At 53.9% G+C, this 16,459-nt stretch carries 19 protein-coding genes; 4 read left to right on the plus strand and 15 right to left on the minus strand.

Annotation, left to right across the window (positions count from 1 at the left end):
* Positions 1–13: 13 nt before the first annotated feature.
* Both KNP68_RS00870 and rnz read right to left on the minus strand, forming a co-directional pair.
* Positions 14–904 carry a hypothetical protein gene (locus tag KNP68_RS00870; RefSeq protein WP_029595291.1) on the minus strand — a complete coding sequence of 297 codons (891 nt, stop codon included), beginning with the start codon at positions 902–904 and terminating at the stop codon, positions 14–16.
* Between the two features lies 1 nt (position 905).
* Positions 906–1,811: a ribonuclease Z gene (gene rnz, locus KNP68_RS00875; protein WP_131471245.1), complete on the minus strand. Its 906-nt coding sequence runs from the start codon at positions 1,809–1,811 to the stop codon at positions 906–908.
* Positions 1,812–1,886: 75 nt separating this feature from the next.
* On the opposite strand from rnz, the gene KNP68_RS00880 reads away from it, so the two are divergent.
* Positions 1,887–2,060, plus strand: a complete 174-nt coding sequence (locus tag KNP68_RS00880; RefSeq protein WP_021067671.1) for a hypothetical protein — start codon at positions 1,887–1,889, stop codon at positions 2,058–2,060.
* Between the two features lie 44 nt (positions 2,061–2,104).
* Here the strand turns inward: KNP68_RS00880 and KNP68_RS00885 are convergent, their stop codons facing one another.
* Both KNP68_RS00885 and KNP68_RS00890 read right to left on the minus strand, forming a co-directional pair.
* Positions 2,105–3,235 (minus strand): M20/M25/M40 family metallo-hydrolase, encoded by a 1,131-nt coding sequence (locus KNP68_RS00885; RefSeq protein ID WP_029595289.1) that lies wholly within the window; start codon positions 3,233–3,235, stop codon positions 2,105–2,107.
* 179 nt (positions 3,236–3,414) lie between these two features.
* Positions 3,415–4,404: an aromatic acid exporter family protein gene (locus KNP68_RS00890; RefSeq protein WP_021067673.1), complete on the minus strand. Its 990-nt coding sequence runs from the start codon at positions 4,402–4,404 to the stop codon at positions 3,415–3,417.
* A gap of 68 nt (positions 4,405–4,472) precedes the next feature.
* Here KNP68_RS00890 and KNP68_RS00895 point away from each other — a divergent pair, with 68 nt between their 5' ends.
* Both KNP68_RS00895 and fadH read left to right on the plus strand, forming a co-directional pair.
* Positions 4,473–5,552 carry an N-acetylglucosaminidase gene (locus KNP68_RS00895; protein WP_353048046.1) on the plus strand — a complete coding sequence of 360 codons (1,080 nt, stop codon included), beginning with the start codon at positions 4,473–4,475 and terminating at the stop codon, positions 5,550–5,552.
* Positions 5,553–5,645: 93 nt separating this feature from the next.
* Complete coding sequence (gene fadH, locus KNP68_RS00900; RefSeq protein WP_251131432.1) at positions 5,646–6,410, plus strand: 2,4-dienoyl-CoA reductase; 765 nt, start codon at positions 5,646–5,648, stop codon at positions 6,408–6,410.
* A 32-nt stretch (positions 6,411–6,442) separates the two neighbouring features.
* Here fadH and KNP68_RS00905 read toward each other — a convergent pair whose 3' ends face one another.
* The 8 genes from KNP68_RS00905 to KNP68_RS00940 form a co-directional block, all read right to left on the minus strand.
* Complete coding sequence (locus KNP68_RS00905) at positions 6,443–7,030, minus strand: HD domain-containing protein (RefSeq protein WP_029595287.1); 588 nt, start codon at positions 7,028–7,030, stop codon at positions 6,443–6,445.
* Entirely contained in the window at positions 7,030–7,704 is a 675-nt protein-coding gene (locus tag KNP68_RS00910) for a metal-dependent hydrolase (protein WP_021067677.1), read from the minus strand. The genes KNP68_RS00905 and KNP68_RS00910 overlap by 1 nt, the downstream gene beginning before the upstream one ends.
* Before the next feature lie 39 nt (positions 7,705–7,743).
* Complete coding sequence (locus KNP68_RS00915) at positions 7,744–8,466, minus strand: amino acid ABC transporter ATP-binding protein (RefSeq protein ID WP_029595286.1); 723 nt, start codon at positions 8,464–8,466, stop codon at positions 7,744–7,746.
* Positions 8,463–9,122, minus strand: a complete 660-nt coding sequence (locus KNP68_RS00920; RefSeq protein WP_021067679.1) for an amino acid ABC transporter permease — start codon at positions 9,120–9,122, stop codon at positions 8,463–8,465. The genes KNP68_RS00915 and KNP68_RS00920 overlap by 4 nt, the downstream gene beginning before the upstream one ends.
* A gap of 56 nt (positions 9,123–9,178) precedes the next feature.
* Positions 9,179–9,967 carry a transporter substrate-binding domain-containing protein gene (locus KNP68_RS00925; RefSeq protein WP_029595285.1) on the minus strand — a complete coding sequence of 263 codons (789 nt, stop codon included), beginning with the start codon at positions 9,965–9,967 and terminating at the stop codon, positions 9,179–9,181.
* Positions 9,968–10,150: 183 nt separating this feature from the next.
* Positions 10,151–10,492 (minus strand): DUF952 domain-containing protein, encoded by a 342-nt coding sequence (locus tag KNP68_RS00930; protein WP_021067681.1) that lies wholly within the window; start codon positions 10,490–10,492, stop codon positions 10,151–10,153.
* A gap of 55 nt (positions 10,493–10,547) precedes the next feature.
* Positions 10,548–10,976: a BrxA/BrxB family bacilliredoxin gene (locus KNP68_RS00935; RefSeq protein ID WP_214798447.1), complete on the minus strand. Its 429-nt coding sequence runs from the start codon at positions 10,974–10,976 to the stop codon at positions 10,548–10,550.
* 34 nt (positions 10,977–11,010) lie between these two features.
* A complete protein-coding gene (locus KNP68_RS00940) occupies positions 11,011–12,195 on the minus strand; it encodes a class I SAM-dependent methyltransferase (RefSeq protein WP_371819293.1) in 1,185 nt (394 codons plus the stop codon).
* Between the two features lie 99 nt (positions 12,196–12,294).
* On the opposite strand from KNP68_RS00940, the gene KNP68_RS00945 reads away from it, so the two are divergent.
* Positions 12,295–13,071 carry a sporulation protein gene (locus KNP68_RS00945; protein ID WP_029595283.1) on the plus strand — a complete coding sequence of 259 codons (777 nt, stop codon included), beginning with the start codon at positions 12,295–12,297 and terminating at the stop codon, positions 13,069–13,071.
* Between the two features lie 81 nt (positions 13,072–13,152).
* Here KNP68_RS00945 and KNP68_RS00950 read toward each other — a convergent pair whose 3' ends face one another.
* Genes KNP68_RS00950 through KNP68_RS00960 form a run of 3 tightly spaced genes read right to left on the minus strand, consistent with a single transcriptional unit; the run spans position 13,153 to position 16,459 of the window.
* On the minus strand, positions 13,153–14,472 hold the full coding sequence (locus KNP68_RS00950) for a dihydrolipoamide acetyltransferase family protein (RefSeq protein ID WP_214798454.1): 1,320 nt from the start codon (positions 14,470–14,472) through the stop codon (positions 13,153–13,155).
* Positions 14,473–14,483: 11 nt separating this feature from the next.
* A complete protein-coding gene (locus KNP68_RS00955; RefSeq protein ID WP_214798457.1) occupies positions 14,484–15,461 on the minus strand; it encodes an alpha-ketoacid dehydrogenase subunit beta in 978 nt (325 codons plus the stop codon).
* Positions 15,461–16,459 (minus strand): thiamine pyrophosphate-dependent dehydrogenase E1 component subunit alpha, encoded by a 999-nt coding sequence (locus KNP68_RS00960; protein WP_029595280.1) that lies wholly within the window; start codon positions 16,457–16,459, stop codon positions 15,461–15,463. The genes KNP68_RS00955 and KNP68_RS00960 overlap by 1 nt, the downstream gene beginning before the upstream one ends.

Genomic DNA, 16,459 nt, shown 5'->3' on the forward strand with positions numbered 1-16,459 from the left:
AGAAGCAAATTTTTCATAAATCAGTCAAATCCTCTCGTTGATGGATAGAGTAGTTGTATAGAATCGTGTATTTCTCACCCGTCGTCCGCCCTTGCTGGCTCAATCCCGACAATTGAATGCTGTTGGCGAGCACCGGCTCGCGTTGCAACCAGAACTTGACGAGGCGATTATCCCGATTGATCATGAGCATCGACTCATTCTCGAACGTGTACATGTCGTACAGCCCATCGAATGAGAACTGGAGGAACGGGGCATCGACTTGGGTCGTGAATTCAGACCAGGCCGGTTTCCGGATCGCGTCGAGCATATGTTCAAAGTCGACGAGTTTCTCGAAGAACGCACTTCCCGAATCCTTATTCAGTTCGTCGACTTGACGATACGTCAGCTCGCCCGATTCGTCGTAGTTGATTCGAATCTGTTGATACGAATTTGCGCGTTCGACCATGAGCAAATATTCGAGCGAACGGAGTTCACCGTCCTCGCTGAAAATCATTTTGCTTCGGTCGAGTTTAATGGACTCACTGTTAATCCGGCGCAGAATGTTGTCTGTCATCTCGTCAAACGTCTCGTCTTGAATCGACACCGTTCCAATCTGTTGTGACTCGGCCCGGAATTCGGATTGATCAAACAGCGGGACGAACAAGAGGACGATGAAGAAAAAGAACCCGACGAGCGCCCCGTACCATTTATAGCGGCTATTGCGTTTCGGGAAGAATAAGAACGACATCAGGAATCCGATTGGAATATGAAAGCCACCAATCGGGAATGAAACGATCCCGAGTAATGAAAAAAATAAAAATTTGATAAGAAAGTTTGGTTCCGGTTCTTTCAGTTGATTTAAGCGTAAACCTAGCAACGTACTGATGACGAAAAAGCCTAGCCATACGTATAGTTGTACTGTCACGTTAATCCCCCACTGTAAACTCGAAGAAGTCAGTCGCTACATGGCTGTCTGGAAACACGGTGCGCACTTCATCCACAAACGCCTCGTCTCGACCTTGATAGCGGGCCGAGATATGCGTGACAATCAAACGGCCAACTTGCGCCGTTTTTGCGAGCGTTGCCGCCTCAACTGTCGTCGAGTGGCCGTATTGTCGGGCGAGCTTCGCCTCTGCTTGCATGAACGTCGCTTCATGAACGAGCACGTCGACGCCAGTGGCGAGGATGGCTGCGTTCGGACAAGGGACCGTATCGCCTAGAATCGCCACGACCGGTCCGGGAACCGCGTCAGTGACGTATTCTTTAGAGGCGTACGTTTTCCCTTCAAACTCGAACGTGTCAGACTGCTTGATCGTCCGATAAATCGGTCCGCTCGGGATGCCGAGCGCCTTCACTTTTTCGACGAGCAATGCGCCCGGTCGTTCCGGCGCTTCGATGCGGAATCCATAAGACGGAAAGCGATGTTCAAGCCGTCTGACCGTGACGATGTGCCCGTCCTGTTCGAACGTATCGCCGTCCTCGTACTCGACAATCGTCAAATCATAGCCGAGATAAGAACCGGTTACTTTCATCGTCAACTCGAGCCATTTCTTGATGCCTTTCGGTCCATACAAGGTGAGCGGGCTCGATCCGTCGAGCGCCGAGCGCGTCGACAGAAACCCGGGCAGACCGAAGACGTGATCCCCGTGAAGGTGTGTCACCCAGACGGCTGAGACTTTGCGCGGCTTGACTTTCGTATGCAACATTTGGTGCTGGGTCGCCTCGCCACAATCGATAAGCCACGTCTGTTTCGCAAGCGTAAGTGCCAACCCCGAGACGTTCCGTTGTTTCGACGGCATACCGGAGCCAGTTCCTAAAAATTGTAACTTCATAAATAATATTGTCCTTTCTTGTCGTCCATTCCATGCTATACTGTAGGCAATCGTTGAAAAAGGATGTGATCCGTGATGAAGAAAGTTGAACATTCCGACTCGATCTATCAACAGATCCGGGAACGGGCGACTTCAATGAATCGCAAACACCAACAAGAATTAGGCACCTCAATCCTCATTCACGACATAGCGATGGAACTTCACTGTTCAGACGAACTCGTTTTAGAATCGTTGGAGTTCGCCGCATAATAGCTCGAACACATAGGAAGAGCCGACATCACGTCGGCTCTTTTTCATTTCGTTTTAGGTGTCGCGACGAGCTCGACAATTTGAACGACATATTCAACCAACTTGTACAGTTCGACGAGTGGCATACGCTCGTTCGTCGTATGAATTTCTTCATATCCGACAGCAAGGTTGACGGTCGGAATCCCACCGCCGGCAATCACGTTGGCGTCAGAACCGCCGCCCGAATGCAAGATTCGAATTGGACGGCCAATCGCTGTCGCGGCTGCTTTCGCCACTTCGACGACTTCGTCCCCTTCTTCGAACTTAAAGCCTGGGTACATGATGTCGATGTCGACTTCCGCACGTCCGCCATGTTCTTCAGCTGCGTCAAGATACGCTTGTTTCATCGCTTCGGCTTGTGCTTCCATTTTTTCATGAATCAATGAACGCGCCTCGGCGAGGACTTCGACGTAGTCGCAGACGATGTTCGTGGCACGGCCGCCTTCGAAGCGTCCGATGTTTGCCGTCGTCTCATCATCGATGCGACCTAACTTCATCTTCGCGATTGCTTTCGCCGCGATTTGAATCGCCGATACACCTTTTTCCGGGGCTACACCGGCATGAGCCGTCTTGCCATAGATTTTGGCGTTCACTTTCGCCTGAGTCGGTGCTGCGACGATAATGTCGCCGACCGGGCCATCCGAATCGAGCGCGAATCCAAACTTCGCATCAATTTTCGAAAGATCGAGCACTTTTGCCCCGACGAGCCCAGATTCTTCTCCGACTGTGATCACGAACTGGATTTGACCGTGTGGAATCGCTTGTTCCGTCAACACGCGAACGAGTTCGATCATCGCCGTCAATCCGGTTTTATCATCCGCCCCGAGGATGGTCGTCCCATCCGTCACGACGTAACCGTCTTGAATACTCGTCTTGATCCCTTTACCAGGTGTGACCGTATCCATATGCGCCGTGAAATAGATCGGGTCGACGCCTTGTTTCGTCGCCGGTAGCGTAATAATCAAGTTGTTACCTGAATGAGCCGTTTTCGTCGACGCATCGTCTTCATAGACGTCGCATCCGAGCTCTGTGAAGACCGCCTTTAAATGCTCACAGATGACTGCTTCTTCTTTCGTCTCTGAGTCGATCCCGACCAGTTGTAAAAATGTGTCAAGCACTCGTTTCTCGTTTACCATGAAAACATCCCTCCATCCAAACATTTCTAGGTTATTATAACAAACTCGTGCCGTTTGCACGAACCTTTTCCATTCTGTACAATGAGGACAAACACATTTGGAGGAACGTCATGAGTAAGAAACAGAAAAAGCGTCAACGCATCATTCAAATCGGTGTCGTCGTCATCGTATCCATCTTTTTATTGAGCACGTTTTTGTCCGGGGTGGCCATGTTCCTGTAACAGCAGGATATACCGCTCTTTTAAAATCAAGTAGCTCTTCACGTCCGACAAAATATTTAATAACGATGAACGTACCTCAAATTCCTCACGCGACGTGGGGAGGGGTACGTTTTTTCGATAATGCTCAATCGTCTCTTCGAGCTCCCGTAGGAACGTCGAAGCGTCGGCCCGTTGGTTGACGTTGTCGCCGACGCGCCGAAGGAACGTCGCGACCGGTTTGGCCTCATTGACGACCATCGTGATCTCCCGTGAGTTCTCGGCGATGCGCTTCAAGATGTCATATTGCCGCTCCCGCATTCGGAAGTACAGGTAATCCATGTCCTCGTTCCGCTTCCCAATCGAGTTCCCCATGCGACGGAGCGCGAGGTCTTTCCCTTGTTTCAAATAATCCCGCGTCTTCAAGAGCATCATCGAATGGTCGTTATAGACGCCCGTCTCGACACAGGCGGCCACATCATAAAAGTGAACGGCGAGGGCCCGGTCGATATTGTCTTTGATGCGCTCGATCTCTTTATCAAGTGTCGGCATATACATGTTGACGACGAGTCCGACCCCGACGCCGATGGCGATCAATAACAGCTCGTTCACGAACAAATCGAGCGAGAACTGCCCTTCCGTATATAGATGGGTCAAGATGACGACACTCGTGATCATGCCGTCCTGCAGTTTGAGCTGTTGAACGAGCGGGATGAACATGACAAAATAAAGTGTGAGCGTCGCCGGTGAATAACCGAGCAAGGTGAACATCAATGCCCCCATGCCGATTGCAATCAGGCTGGCCATGACCCGCTCATAGGAAGCCCGAAACGACTTTTTCCGTGTCTCCTGAATACTGAGGATGGCGATGATGGCTGCGAAGACGTAGTAATCGAGATGAATCGTCTCGGAGATGAGCATGGCGATCCCGGCTGCCGCCGCAGTCTTGAGCGTGCGTGATCCGATTTTCATAAATATCTCCTCCTCTCTCACAAAATTGTTCACTAGTTTGTTCCGTTTGGCAATCCATATGTTTGGAAGTGATCGTATTGAAAAGAAAAAAACGTGGCGTGATTCCCACGCTGCTCACGCTCGCCCTCGCCGTTTTAGGTTTCCTTTGGCTCCAAGACCGTCCGAGCGGCTCGTATACCGTTCAGACCTATGACAGCGGGGACGTCTCGACCCGATCATTTGAGTCACTCGACGAGGCGCGGGCCTATATGGAACGTGGGGGCAACCGGGCCCTGCTCGATGCGTCAGGCGACGTCATCGACTTCATAGGTACCGGTATCGCCGTCACCCCGACCGACCGAATCACGAACTTGTATCAAGACGCCGAGTTTAAGAAACGGCAGTCGTATGTCGCCGGCGGGACCCGCCTCCGTCTCGTGCAGACGGCCGACAAGCATTTGTTGGTGAACATTTCCGGCGCCGACGTCTACGTGAAGCCGGCCGACATGACGCTTTATCCGGACGCCGTCGTCGAGCGTCGCGGCTTCTATCAGATGCGGGACGGACAAGTGTTCCATACCGTCGAGGCGAACGGCAACTTGGCCGGGACGTTCCTCGTCGGACCGGCGCCGCAACAGTCGTCCGACCGCTATTACACGGAGGACGTGCGCGACGTGTTCGATTCGCCATACCAGTTCGCCTCGATCGCGTCGAAGGCACCGTATTCGGCTCGCGAGCTCGACGCCTTCCTCGGCTCACTCGACGACAGCCCGCTCACCGGTAAAGGCGACGCCTTCAAAGATGCCGAGGCAGAGTTCGGCATCAACGCCTTGTTCCTCATGGCCGTCGCCGGACACGAGTCCGGGTTCGGTACGTCAGCCATCGCCCGGGAAAAGAATAACTTGTTCGGCTTCCAAGCGACTGACAACGACCCGAGCGGAAATGCAGCCTCCTACCCGTCTGTCGAGGCGAGCATCGATGCGGCGGCTCGTTTATTCGCCGAAAAGTACGTGACGGGCGCCTATGACCGAGGACCGTTCCCTGGCAATAAACAAGAAGGCGTCAACGTCAATTACGCCTCGGACCCGTATTGGGGCGAGAAAGTCGCCGGGACGATGTATCGCATCGACCGTGAACTCGGATTGACCTATTTAGAGCAGTTGAAGTGATGGCCCAACGGCCGTCACTTTTTTTGCAGGAATCCCCTCTTCGCTGAGCGAATACATAAACTGAACGACCATTCATTCCAAAGGGGGATTTGTATGAAAACGATTTGGATCACAGGTGGCTCATCGGGGATGGGCAAGGCGATGGCGCTAAAATTCAAGACCGAGGGCTGGAACGTCGCCATCAGCGGCCGCAACGAGGAGCGGCTACAAGAAGCGATGGGCGAACTGGAGACCATCGGGGCCGGAGCGGCGATAGCCGTGCAACACGATGTGCGTGACTATGAGGGGTGTGCCGTTGCGCTCGATCAAATCATTGAACGGTTCGGTCCAGTGCACGCGCTCGTTAACAACGCGGCCGGTAATTTCGTCTGCCCGACGCTCGACTTGACGCCGAACGGATGGACGAGCGTCATCGACATCGTCTTGAACGGGACGTTCAACTGCACCCACGTGCTCGGCAAGCATTGGGAACGGGAGCAACTGCGTGACGGCTCCATCATCAACATGGTCGCGTCGTATGCCTGGCAAGCGGGCGCCGGTGTCGCACCGAGCGCGGCCGCCAAGGCCGGCGTGCTCAATTTGACGCGAACGCTCGCCGTCGAATGGGGATATCAGTTCGGGGCGCGTGTGAACGCGATTAGCCCGGGTCCAATCGAGCGGACAGGTGGAGCCGACAAACTAGCCGTCCACGTCAAAGAAGTCGAGCGCATCCGCCGCAATGTGCCGCTCGGACGGTTCGGGACACCGGAAGAGATTGCCGACCTCGCCTATTGGATGGCGTCGGACGAGATGCGCTATTTGAACGGGGAATGCATTTCCCTCGACGGTGGCCATTGGCTAAATAAACATCCGTTTTAACCAAAAAACGGCCGAGGGATTCCTCGGCCGTTTCATATGTCTTGCCCTGTCCATTCCGCTTCGAACCGGTCCAAAAAAGTAACCATGAACGCGTGGCGGTCCCGGGCGATTCGTCTCGCCAGTTCCGTATGCATTTGATTCGCGAGCCGGAGCAACTTCTCCTCGAAATGAGCGATCGCGCTTTTCGAGTCACCCTCGCCGTGGAGGCTATTGCCACGTGCGCCGGCAAATTGGAACGTCCGGGCGATGCCGATTGCCCCAATCGCGTCGAGCCGGTCGGCGTCTTGCAGCATCGCGCTCTCACGTGACGACGGGGACCGTCCTTTTGAAAAGGACGACTCTTCAATCATCGTCAGGACGTGAGCCCGTTGTTCGGGGTCGATCGGTAACGTGTCAAGGTGACGTGCGACGAGACCTTTATCACGTCCAAGCTTCTCATCCTCGACATCATGCAAGAGCGCCGCGAGCGTCAAAGCGAGACCGTCGACCGCTTCGCCTTCCGCGAGATGCGTCGTCAAACGGCGCACTCGGTCGAGATGGGCCATATCATGGCCGGTATGGTCTCCGGCATGCAGCTTCGCCACGTACCGTTCGGTCTCGAGCACCGCTGGATGCATCATCAAATCTCAATCGTCGTGTTCGGCTCAATCAAGAGACCACGTTGGTGCAATTGATCGCAGAACGCCCGTGCGTCTTGTTTGATGGGCGGGAACGTATCAAAATGGATTGGGACGACTCGTTTCGCTTGGAGCCAGTGCGCCGCATCGAGTGCGTCGACCGGTCCCATCGTGAAGTTATCCCCGATCGGGAGGAAGGCGACGTCAATCTCGAAGCGTTCGCCGTACAGTTTCATATCCGAAAATAGCGCCGTGTCCCCGGCATGGTACACCGTGAGTGCGTTCGTCTCGATGATGAACCCGCCCGGCATTCCCATATAAACCGGGATGTCGCCCATGTCGAGACTCGAGCTATGGAACGCCTGCGTCATCGTGACGCGGCCGAACGCGAACGAATGGCCGCCCCCGATGTTCATGCCGTGGACCGAAAAACCCTTCTTCTCATAATATGTCGCCAGCTCGTGTGTCGCGACGATCGTTGCGCCCGTCTGTTTCGCAATCAATTCGACGTCTTCGATATGGTCAAAATGGGCGTGGGTGAGCAAGATATAGTCTGCTTTGACACTCGCCGGGTCGACGTCCGTATGCGGATTGCTCGTCAGGAACGGGTCGATTAAGACGGATGTCCCGTCGATATCGAGTTGCACGGTCGCGTGGCCATAGTAGGTGATCTTCATAGAAATCCTCCCTTTCTGGTGTCAGATGGATCGTTTCAGTTATAAGACTTTTTCTAAGAAGCGTTTTGCGCGGTCGGTTTGCGGGTTGAGAAGCAAGTCGGCCGGTTTGCCTTCCTCCATCAAGATGCCTTCGTCGAGGAAGAGGACACGGTCCGCCACTTCACGGGCAAAGCCCATCTCGTGCGTGACGACGACCATCGTCATCCCAGACTCGGCGAGCCCTTTCATGACATCGAGCACTTCGTTGACCATCTCTGGGTCGAGCGCTGACGTCGGCTCATCGAACAACATGACGTTCGGCTCCATGGCGAGCGCCCGGGCGATCGCGACACGTTGTTTTTGTCCACCCGACAGTTGACTCGGATAGGCGTCGATTTTCTCGGACAATCCGACCCGTTCGAGGAGCTTTTTCGCCCGTTCAATCGCCTCGGCCTTGCTCACTTTCAAGACGTTGATCGGCGCGTATATCAAATTGTCGAGCACGCTCATATGCGGGAACAAGTTGAACTGTTGAAACACCATCCCGATATTTTGGCGTGCTTTCGAGACGTTCGCCCCTTTTTTCGTGAGCTCATAGCCGGCGACGCTGACCGTTCCAGACGTCGGCACCTCGAGCATGTTCAAGCAACGGAGGAACGTCGATTTCCCCGAACCGGACGGACCGATGACGGCGACGACCTCCCCTTTCTCAATCGATGTCGTAATGCCTTTGAGGACCTCGAGGTCACCAAATTGTTTGTATAAATCGTTTACTTGTATCATCTGCCATCACTCTTTCTAAGCCGTTTTTCTAGACGTTGACCAAGATACGTCAACACCATCACTATTGTAAAGTATATCACACCGGCAAACAGGAGCGGTTCAAAGTAGATCGCCTTTTGCCCACCGACGATTTGCGCCCGGCGCATGATGTCGAGCACACCGACCGTCGAGACGAGCGCCGATTCTTTCGTGAGCGTGATCATCTCGTTGACGAGGGCCGGCAAGATGTTTTTGAACGCCTGCGGCAAGATGATTGATCGCAGTTGTTTGACGTACGGGACGCCAAGGGCATCCGACGCTTCCCACTGGCCTTTATCGACCGCTTGAATCCCGGCCCGAATGATTTCCGAGATATACGCCGCCGAGTTCAGTGAGAAGGCGATGACGGCCGATTGGTATGGCGTCGTGATATATCCGGTCAACTGCGGCAATCCGAAGTGGATGATCGCGAGTTGCAAGATGAGCGGGGTTCCGCGGAACACGGCCGTATAGGCGTGCCCGATGAAGTTGACGAGACGGTTTGGGACGATTTTGAATGTGGCGACGACGACGCCAAGCGTAATCCCGAACAAGGCCGAGACGAGCACGACTTGGAACATGACGGGAATCCCTTCGAGAATATACGGGATAGAATCATAAATCCGACTAAAATCCATTGTGAGTTCCTCCTAAAAAAGGCTGACTGATGCTTTCAGTCAGCCTTCTACAATCTTTATTCAGCTGGTGCAGCTTCTTGTTCGAACCATTTTTGAGCCAACTTCTCGATTTCTCCTGAATCGATCATCTTGTTCAACTCTTCATTGAACTGATCACGGAGCTCGTCGTCCTTACGGAAGGCAGCGGCTGAACCGGCCTCTTCCTCGTCGACGATTTCAAACGTCGTGAGTTCGCTGTCTTGATCGAGATATTTCTTCGCGACCGTGTCCTCGATGACCATCGCATCGATGCGGCCGGTCTTGATTTCTTGAATAATCTCTGGAATCTTGTTCAAGGCGACGATTTCAGCACCCGGGATTTGCTCTTTGGCAATCCCTTCTTGAATCGATCCGAGTTGGACCCCGACTTGTTTCCCGTCCAAGTCCTCAAGCGACTGGATGGCATCCCCTTTTGACAAAATCAAGTTCTTCGCCGTGAAGTAGATGTCTGAGAAATCGGCGTTCTCTTTCCGTTCTTCTGTCGGTGTCATACCCGCCATGACGAAATCGACACGACCGGCGTTGAGCGCCCCGAGCAGGCTCCCGAAGTCCATGTCTTCAATTTTCAATTCGTAGCCCATGTTCTCGGCCACTTGCTTGGCGATATCGATATCGAATCCGACAATCTCATCCCCGTTCGCCGTATCGACGAATTCATATGGGAAGTAGTCCGCACTCGTCCCCATGACGATGACTTTGTCATCTTCATCGGTCGATGTCGAACCTCCTTCGTTCACGTCTGCCCCACAGGCTACAGTAAAAGCGGCTAGGCTTGCGATACATAATGCTAGAAAACCTTTTTTCATGTTCATCGTCCCTTTCTTCAATAGGATGAAATTATCAGAACTTTAACAAAATTATGACATATATGTGAATGTTGCTCAACTGTTCTCTGACTCATCATATGTCCGACTTGTTCTTCAACCACTATATACACATAATTATTACTTGTAAAGTATATTCATGCATAAAATCTAAAAAAAATACGGTCACATTCGCTCGTAAGCAAAATAAGTGACCGTACCATTGTCCCGAGAGCCGTAGGGCTGCACTCGTTTGACCGAAGCGATGGGAATGGCGCTATACACGTGGGGATAGCGTTCCCCGTCCTCGTCAAACTCATAGTGGAGCAGGCTGCCGAGACGTCCGACATGGAACGAGACGAGCACGACTCGCTCCCCATGATAATGTCGACGCACGAATTTCCCGATCTGTTGCGGGGTGCAACAACGAATGTACCCTTCCGTTTGGAGGGTCGGCTCGTTGATCTCGCCGCGCGACAAAGCAATCGTATATTCGGCCTCGCTCATGATTTTGACGACTGGTTCCATCTCATCGATCCCTTCTTAAGGAAAAGCGCAAAGGCAATGCCTCTGCGCTCACTTCTTAGGCGTAGTAAATATCGAACAACGTCTGTAACTGCTCGACGAGCTCTTCGGTCGTTGATGACTCGATTGTGCTCCGTTCGACCATTGTGACGATATTGCCGTCTTCTAACAGCGCGATCGATGGTGACGACGGGGCGTAACCTTCGAAGTATTCACGGGCGCGGTCAGTCGCTTCACGGTCTTGACCCGCGAACACAGTCACGAACTGGTCCGGTTTGACGCCTTCCATCTTATTCACGTACGCTGCTGCCGGACGAGCGATGCCACCGGCACAGCCACATACCGAGTTGACGAGCACGAGCGTTTTGCCTTCTTTCGTTAACGCCGCGTCGACTTCTTCCGGTGTGGTGAGTTCTGTGTACCCTGCAGAGCGTACCTCATTGCGAGCTTGTTCGACTACATCTTGAAAGTATAATTGAAAATCCATATTGTTTCCCCTTTCGACTTGCGTCTGTTCTTTCTTATTTTACGTCTAGTGGATCGGTTAGGACAAGTCTATCGCTCAATTGTCCTTCGAGGAACGGTGTCGCGTTCAACAGCGTCTTGAAGGCCACATAGCGGGCCCGCGCTTCAGCGGTCGCTTCCCGGTTCGTCAAATAGGCCCGGATGAGGATGTTCTTCGGCGTGTGCTCCATATCGATGAACTCGAGGAGTTGCGCCTCATAGCCGACGAGTCCAAGTAATTCGGCCCGAATCGAATCGGTGGCGAGCGCCGCGAACCGTTCTTTGATGAGTCCATGCTGCAACATGACGTCAAGTCTCGGTGCCTCAAGTTGACGGTTCAATTCTTTTTGACAACACGGCACGCTCAAGATGACTTTCGCCCCCCAACGCACGGCCCGAGCGAGCGCCATATCCGTTGCGACGTCGCACGCATGAAGTGTGACGACCATATCGACCGCCGTCTCCCCTTCGAACTCATTGATGTCACCGACGAGGAACTCGAGACGTTCATACCCAAGGTCGCGCGCAATCCCGGCACATTCCTCGATGACTTCTTTCTTCAAATCGAGCCCGGTGATATGGACGTCATAGCCTTTCATCTCATGCAAGAAGTGATAGAGGGCGAACGTCAAATACGACTTCCCGGAGCCGAAATCGAGAATCCGGATGGTCCGGTCGGTCGGTAAATGTTTGATCGAGTCTTCGATAAATTCGAGGAAGCGGTTGATTTGCTTGAACTTGTCATACTTTTGGCGTTTCACTTTCCCATCCTCGGACTGGACGCCGAGTCGGATGAGGAACGGTACCGGCTCATCGAGCGGCAACAGGTACTGCTTCTCGCGGTTATGACTCAGCTTCACTTGTTTGACGGCCGTCTCGCGCTCCTTGAACGTCACTTTGAACTTTTTAGACAGTTGAAAGTGGAACTCGGACGCCTTCAACTGGAACTGTCCTTGGCGGAACGTCTCGAGCAATTCATCGAGTTCGATGACCGCCTCGTCCGGTGTGAGATTTTTATGTTTCATTACCCGTTCAAATTGGTATTCGAATTGTATATGGTACTCGCCTTTCAACAGGACCGGCTTCAATTTGACCCGGCGTAAATCGTTCGACTTTTGACGCGGTTGACTGATTGTCGCTGTGACGAGCTCGTTCTGGCGAATCACATCAGCCAGCCGTTCGGTTAATGCTGTATATTCCACTGCGTTCATCCTTTTTTCAATAGTTTCGAAACTTTTGTTCACGTGTATTCGTACATACTATTACACGAACACGTGCAAACGTCAAAGGAGGATCATTGTATGTTCAAAAAGTTATTATCATCGATTGGAATCGGCGCCGCGACGGTGGATACGCGACTCGAAGAGAGTGCCTGTGTGCCAGGCGGGACACTGAATGGTGTCGTCCATATCAAGGGCGGCAGCACCGAGCAATCGGTCGACCGGATTTACATCTTCTTCAACACGCTCTATAAGCATGAGGTGAACGACAAGACGACGTATTCGACGTTCACGATCGAGAAGATTTTGTTGAACGAAGCGCCGTTCATGATCGATCCCGAAGAAGTGAAGGAAATCCCGTTCACGATTGACGTGCCGTTCAACACGCCGATTTCGGTCAGCCAATCGAAATCGTGGATCGAGACCGGTCTCGATATCGCCCAGGCCGTCGACCCGAAAGACGAGGACTCGATTCTCGTCAAACCGAACCAGGCCCAGCAGGTCGTCCTCGACGTGCTCGACGACATCGGCTTCCGCTTGAAGAAGGCCGATACGGAGATGCTTCCGGCCCGCCATCGTTCCGGCCGTCTCCCGATTGCCCAAGAGCTCGAATACTCGCCGAACGGGACGAGCTACGGACGTAAACTCGATGAGCTCGAAGTCGTCATGCTCCAAACAGAATCGTCGTTAGATTTATTGATTCAAGTCGACAAGAGCGTCCACAATCTCGGCAGCCTGTTCGCCGACTTGACCGGGACCGACGAATCGACACACCGCCTCAGCTACACGAACGCCGAGCTCACTTCGCCCGAACGAATTCGCCGCGATATCGAAGCGTTGATTGAACGTTCCATCTGAACCATGTTGCCACGGACAATTCCGTGGCTTTTTTATTTTCCATATGAAAAATCCTGCCCTCGGTCGAAGGCAGGACGTGAATCAATAGAGCGTATACGTGTCCGGGTCGATGGACTCGAGCGACTGTTTGATCGCCTGCAAGAACTGACCGGCGACGAGACCGTCGAGGACACGGTGGTCGACCGACATGCACAAGTTGACCATGTCACGCGCCGCGAACATCCCGTTCACCCAAACTGGGCGCTTCACGATCGACTCGACCGACAAGATCGCCGCTTGCGGGTAATTCAGAATCGGTGCCGACTGAATCGAACCGAACGCACCCGTATTGTTGATCGTGAACGTGCCGCCGCGCATCTCGTCCGCTTTCAAGCGGTTGCCGCGGGCACGGGCCGCGACGTCTTGAAGTGCGACGGTAAGACCTTTGATGTTCTTCTCGTCCGCGTGCTTGATGACCGGGACGTAGAGGGCGTCGTTCGCCGCGACGGCGACCGATAGATGGATGTCTTGATGGACTTTGATGTGATCGCCCGCCCATTCCGAGTTCATCATCGGATGTTTTTTGAGCGCCTCGATCGCCGCTTTCATAAAGAACGGCATAAACGTCAGTTTGACACCTTCCCGTTTGAAGAACTCGTCTTTCAACTTGGCCCGAGCCGTGACGAGGTTTGTCACATCGACCTCGATCATGAGCCACGCATGCGGGGCCTCATGTTTCGAGCGGACCATGTTGTTGGCAATCGCTTGACGGACACCTGCCGTCGGAATGAATTCGACTCGGTCCGACGACCCGTCGGTTGCCGGCACAGATGGTGACACGGAAGGTGCCGCGGCCGACTCAGGTACGTCGAGCTTCGTTTTTGTCATCGTCTCTTGAAGCGGCACTTGCGTCGCCGCTTCCGGCTTGACCGGACGGCCTTCCGATAAGTAGCGGAGGACATCTTTGCGCGTGATGCGACCACCGAGGCCACTGCCGTCGAGTTCGTTCAAGTCGATCGCGTTCTCATTGGCGAGTCGGATGACGGCCGGCGAGAAACGACCGTTATTCTGTTTTCGTGGCGCGGCCGACGCTACAGTGACCGCTTGCTTCGTCTCGACCGGGGCCGCTTCGACTTGTGCCGGTTCTGCTACCACTTCTGCTTTCGCTGGCGCCGAATCGGCACCTTCGACTTCCATGACGAGGACCGGTGTGCCGACGGCGACCGTGTCGCCTTCACTGATTAAAATCTGTTTCACGACACCGGCACTCGTCGCCGGAATCTCAGCGGTTACTTTATCGGTCATGACCTCGGCGAGCGGCTCATACTCCTCGACGCGGTCACCTGGTTTGACGAGAAACGTTGTGATCGTCCCCTCAGTGACACTTTCCCCGAGCTGTGGCATTTTAATTGTCTGTTCCATATGACCCCTCCTTAAAAGGCGGCGAGCTGACGTGCCCGCTCCGCGATTTTTTCAGGGGATACGATGAAGAACTTCTCCATCGGTGGTGCATACGGCATCGACGGAACGTCCGGTCCCGCCAGACGCTCGATCGGCGCATCGAGTTCGAACAGCGCTTTCTCCGCGATGATGGCCGCGACTTCCCCGATGATGCTGCCTTCCTTATTGTCCTCGGTGAGGAGGAGCACTTTCCCGGTCTTCTTGACGGCTTCGACGATCCCTTCTTGGTCGAGCGGATAGATCGTGCGCAAATCGAGGATGTGCGTGCTGATGCCTTCGGCTTCGAGCGTTTTCGCCGCTTCCTGGGCCATGTGGACGCACAGACCGTACGTGATGATTGTGATGTCGTCCCCTTCCCGCTTGACGGCGGCCTTGCCGATTTCGACCGTATAGTCGTCGGTCGGAAGGTCGGCTTTCAAGAGGCGGTACGCCCGTTTATGTTCGAAGAAGAGGACCGGGTCGTTCGAGCGGATGGCTGCCTTGAGCAACCCTTTCGCATCGACCGGGTCAGATGGGATGACGACTTTGAGTCCAGGCGTCGAGTTGAACATCGCCTCGACCGATTGGGAGTGATAGAGTGCGCCATGAATCCCGCCGCCGAACGGTGCACGGATGACCATCGGGCACGTCCAATCGTTATTTGAACGGTAGCGGATTTTTGCCGCTTCGGAGACGATTTGGTTGACCGCTGGCATGATGAAGTCGGCGAATTGCATTTCGGCGATTGGACGCATGCCATACATGGCCGCCCCGATCCCGACACCTGCGATCGCGCTCTCGGCGAGCGGCGCATCGATGACGCGGTCCTCGCCGTACTTCTCAATCAAGCCTTGCGTCGCGCGGAACACACCGCCTCGGACGCCGACATCTTCCCCGAGCACGAAGACGTTCTCATCGCGTTCCATTTCTTCATGGATCGCTTCATTGATCGCTTCAATAAACGTTTTCATCACATTTCCCCCTCGTACACATGGTCCATCGTCGATTCAGGAGACGCATATGGTGCCTTATCGGCGTAAGCAGTCGCCTCATTGACTTCACGATCGACGTTCGCCTCGATCTCTGCGAGTTCCTCCTCGGTCATGACGCCATCTTCAATCAAACGCTTCCGGAACAATTGATTCCCGTCACGATTCTTAAGGTCGGCCAACTCTTCGACCGAGCGATACGCTTTGTCATCGTCATCCGACGAGTGCGGTACGAGACGTTCGACTTCGGCTTCGATGAGCGTCGGGCCTTCGCCGCGAAGGGCGCGGGCGCGGGCTTCTTTCACGGCGACATAAACGGCAATCGGATCTGTCCCATCGACCGTGACGCCTGGCATCCCGTAACCTTTGGCGCGGTCCGATACGCGCTCGCAAGCGAGTTGCTTCGAGAGCGGTACCGAGATGGCGTATTTGTTGTTCTCACAGAACAAAATCACAGGCAACTTATGCACGCCCGCGAAGTTCGCACCTTCGTGGAAGTCACCTTGGTTCGACGAGCCTTCTCCGAACGAGACGAACGTGACGAGCTCTTCTTTTTTCAGTTTGGCGGCAAGCGCCACACCGACCGCATGCGGCACTTGTGTCGTCACCGGAGACGAGCCCGTCACGATGCGATGCTGTTTCGAACCGAAATGGCCCGGCATTTGACGGCCGCCTGAGTTTGGGTCTTCCGCCTTGGCGAACGCCGACAACATTAAATCGCGAGCCGTCTGTCCGAAGTGGAGGACAACGGCGACATCGCGGTAATACGGAAGAATATAGTCCGTCCCTTTTTCGAGCGCGAACGCCGCCCCGACTTGGGCCGCCTCTTGTCCTTGACACGAGACGACGAACGGGATTTTTCCGGCACGGTTCAATTTCCACATGCGCTCATCGATTTTACGGGCACGGACCATCGTCTCGTACATCGCACCGAGGTCTTGTTTCGTCAATCCTAATTCCTCATATGAATTCACAGTCAT

The organism is Exiguobacterium sp. s50 (genome assembly GCF_018618175.1).
GTDB lineage: Bacteria > Bacillota > Bacilli > Exiguobacteriales > Exiguobacteriaceae > Exiguobacterium > Exiguobacterium chiriqhucha.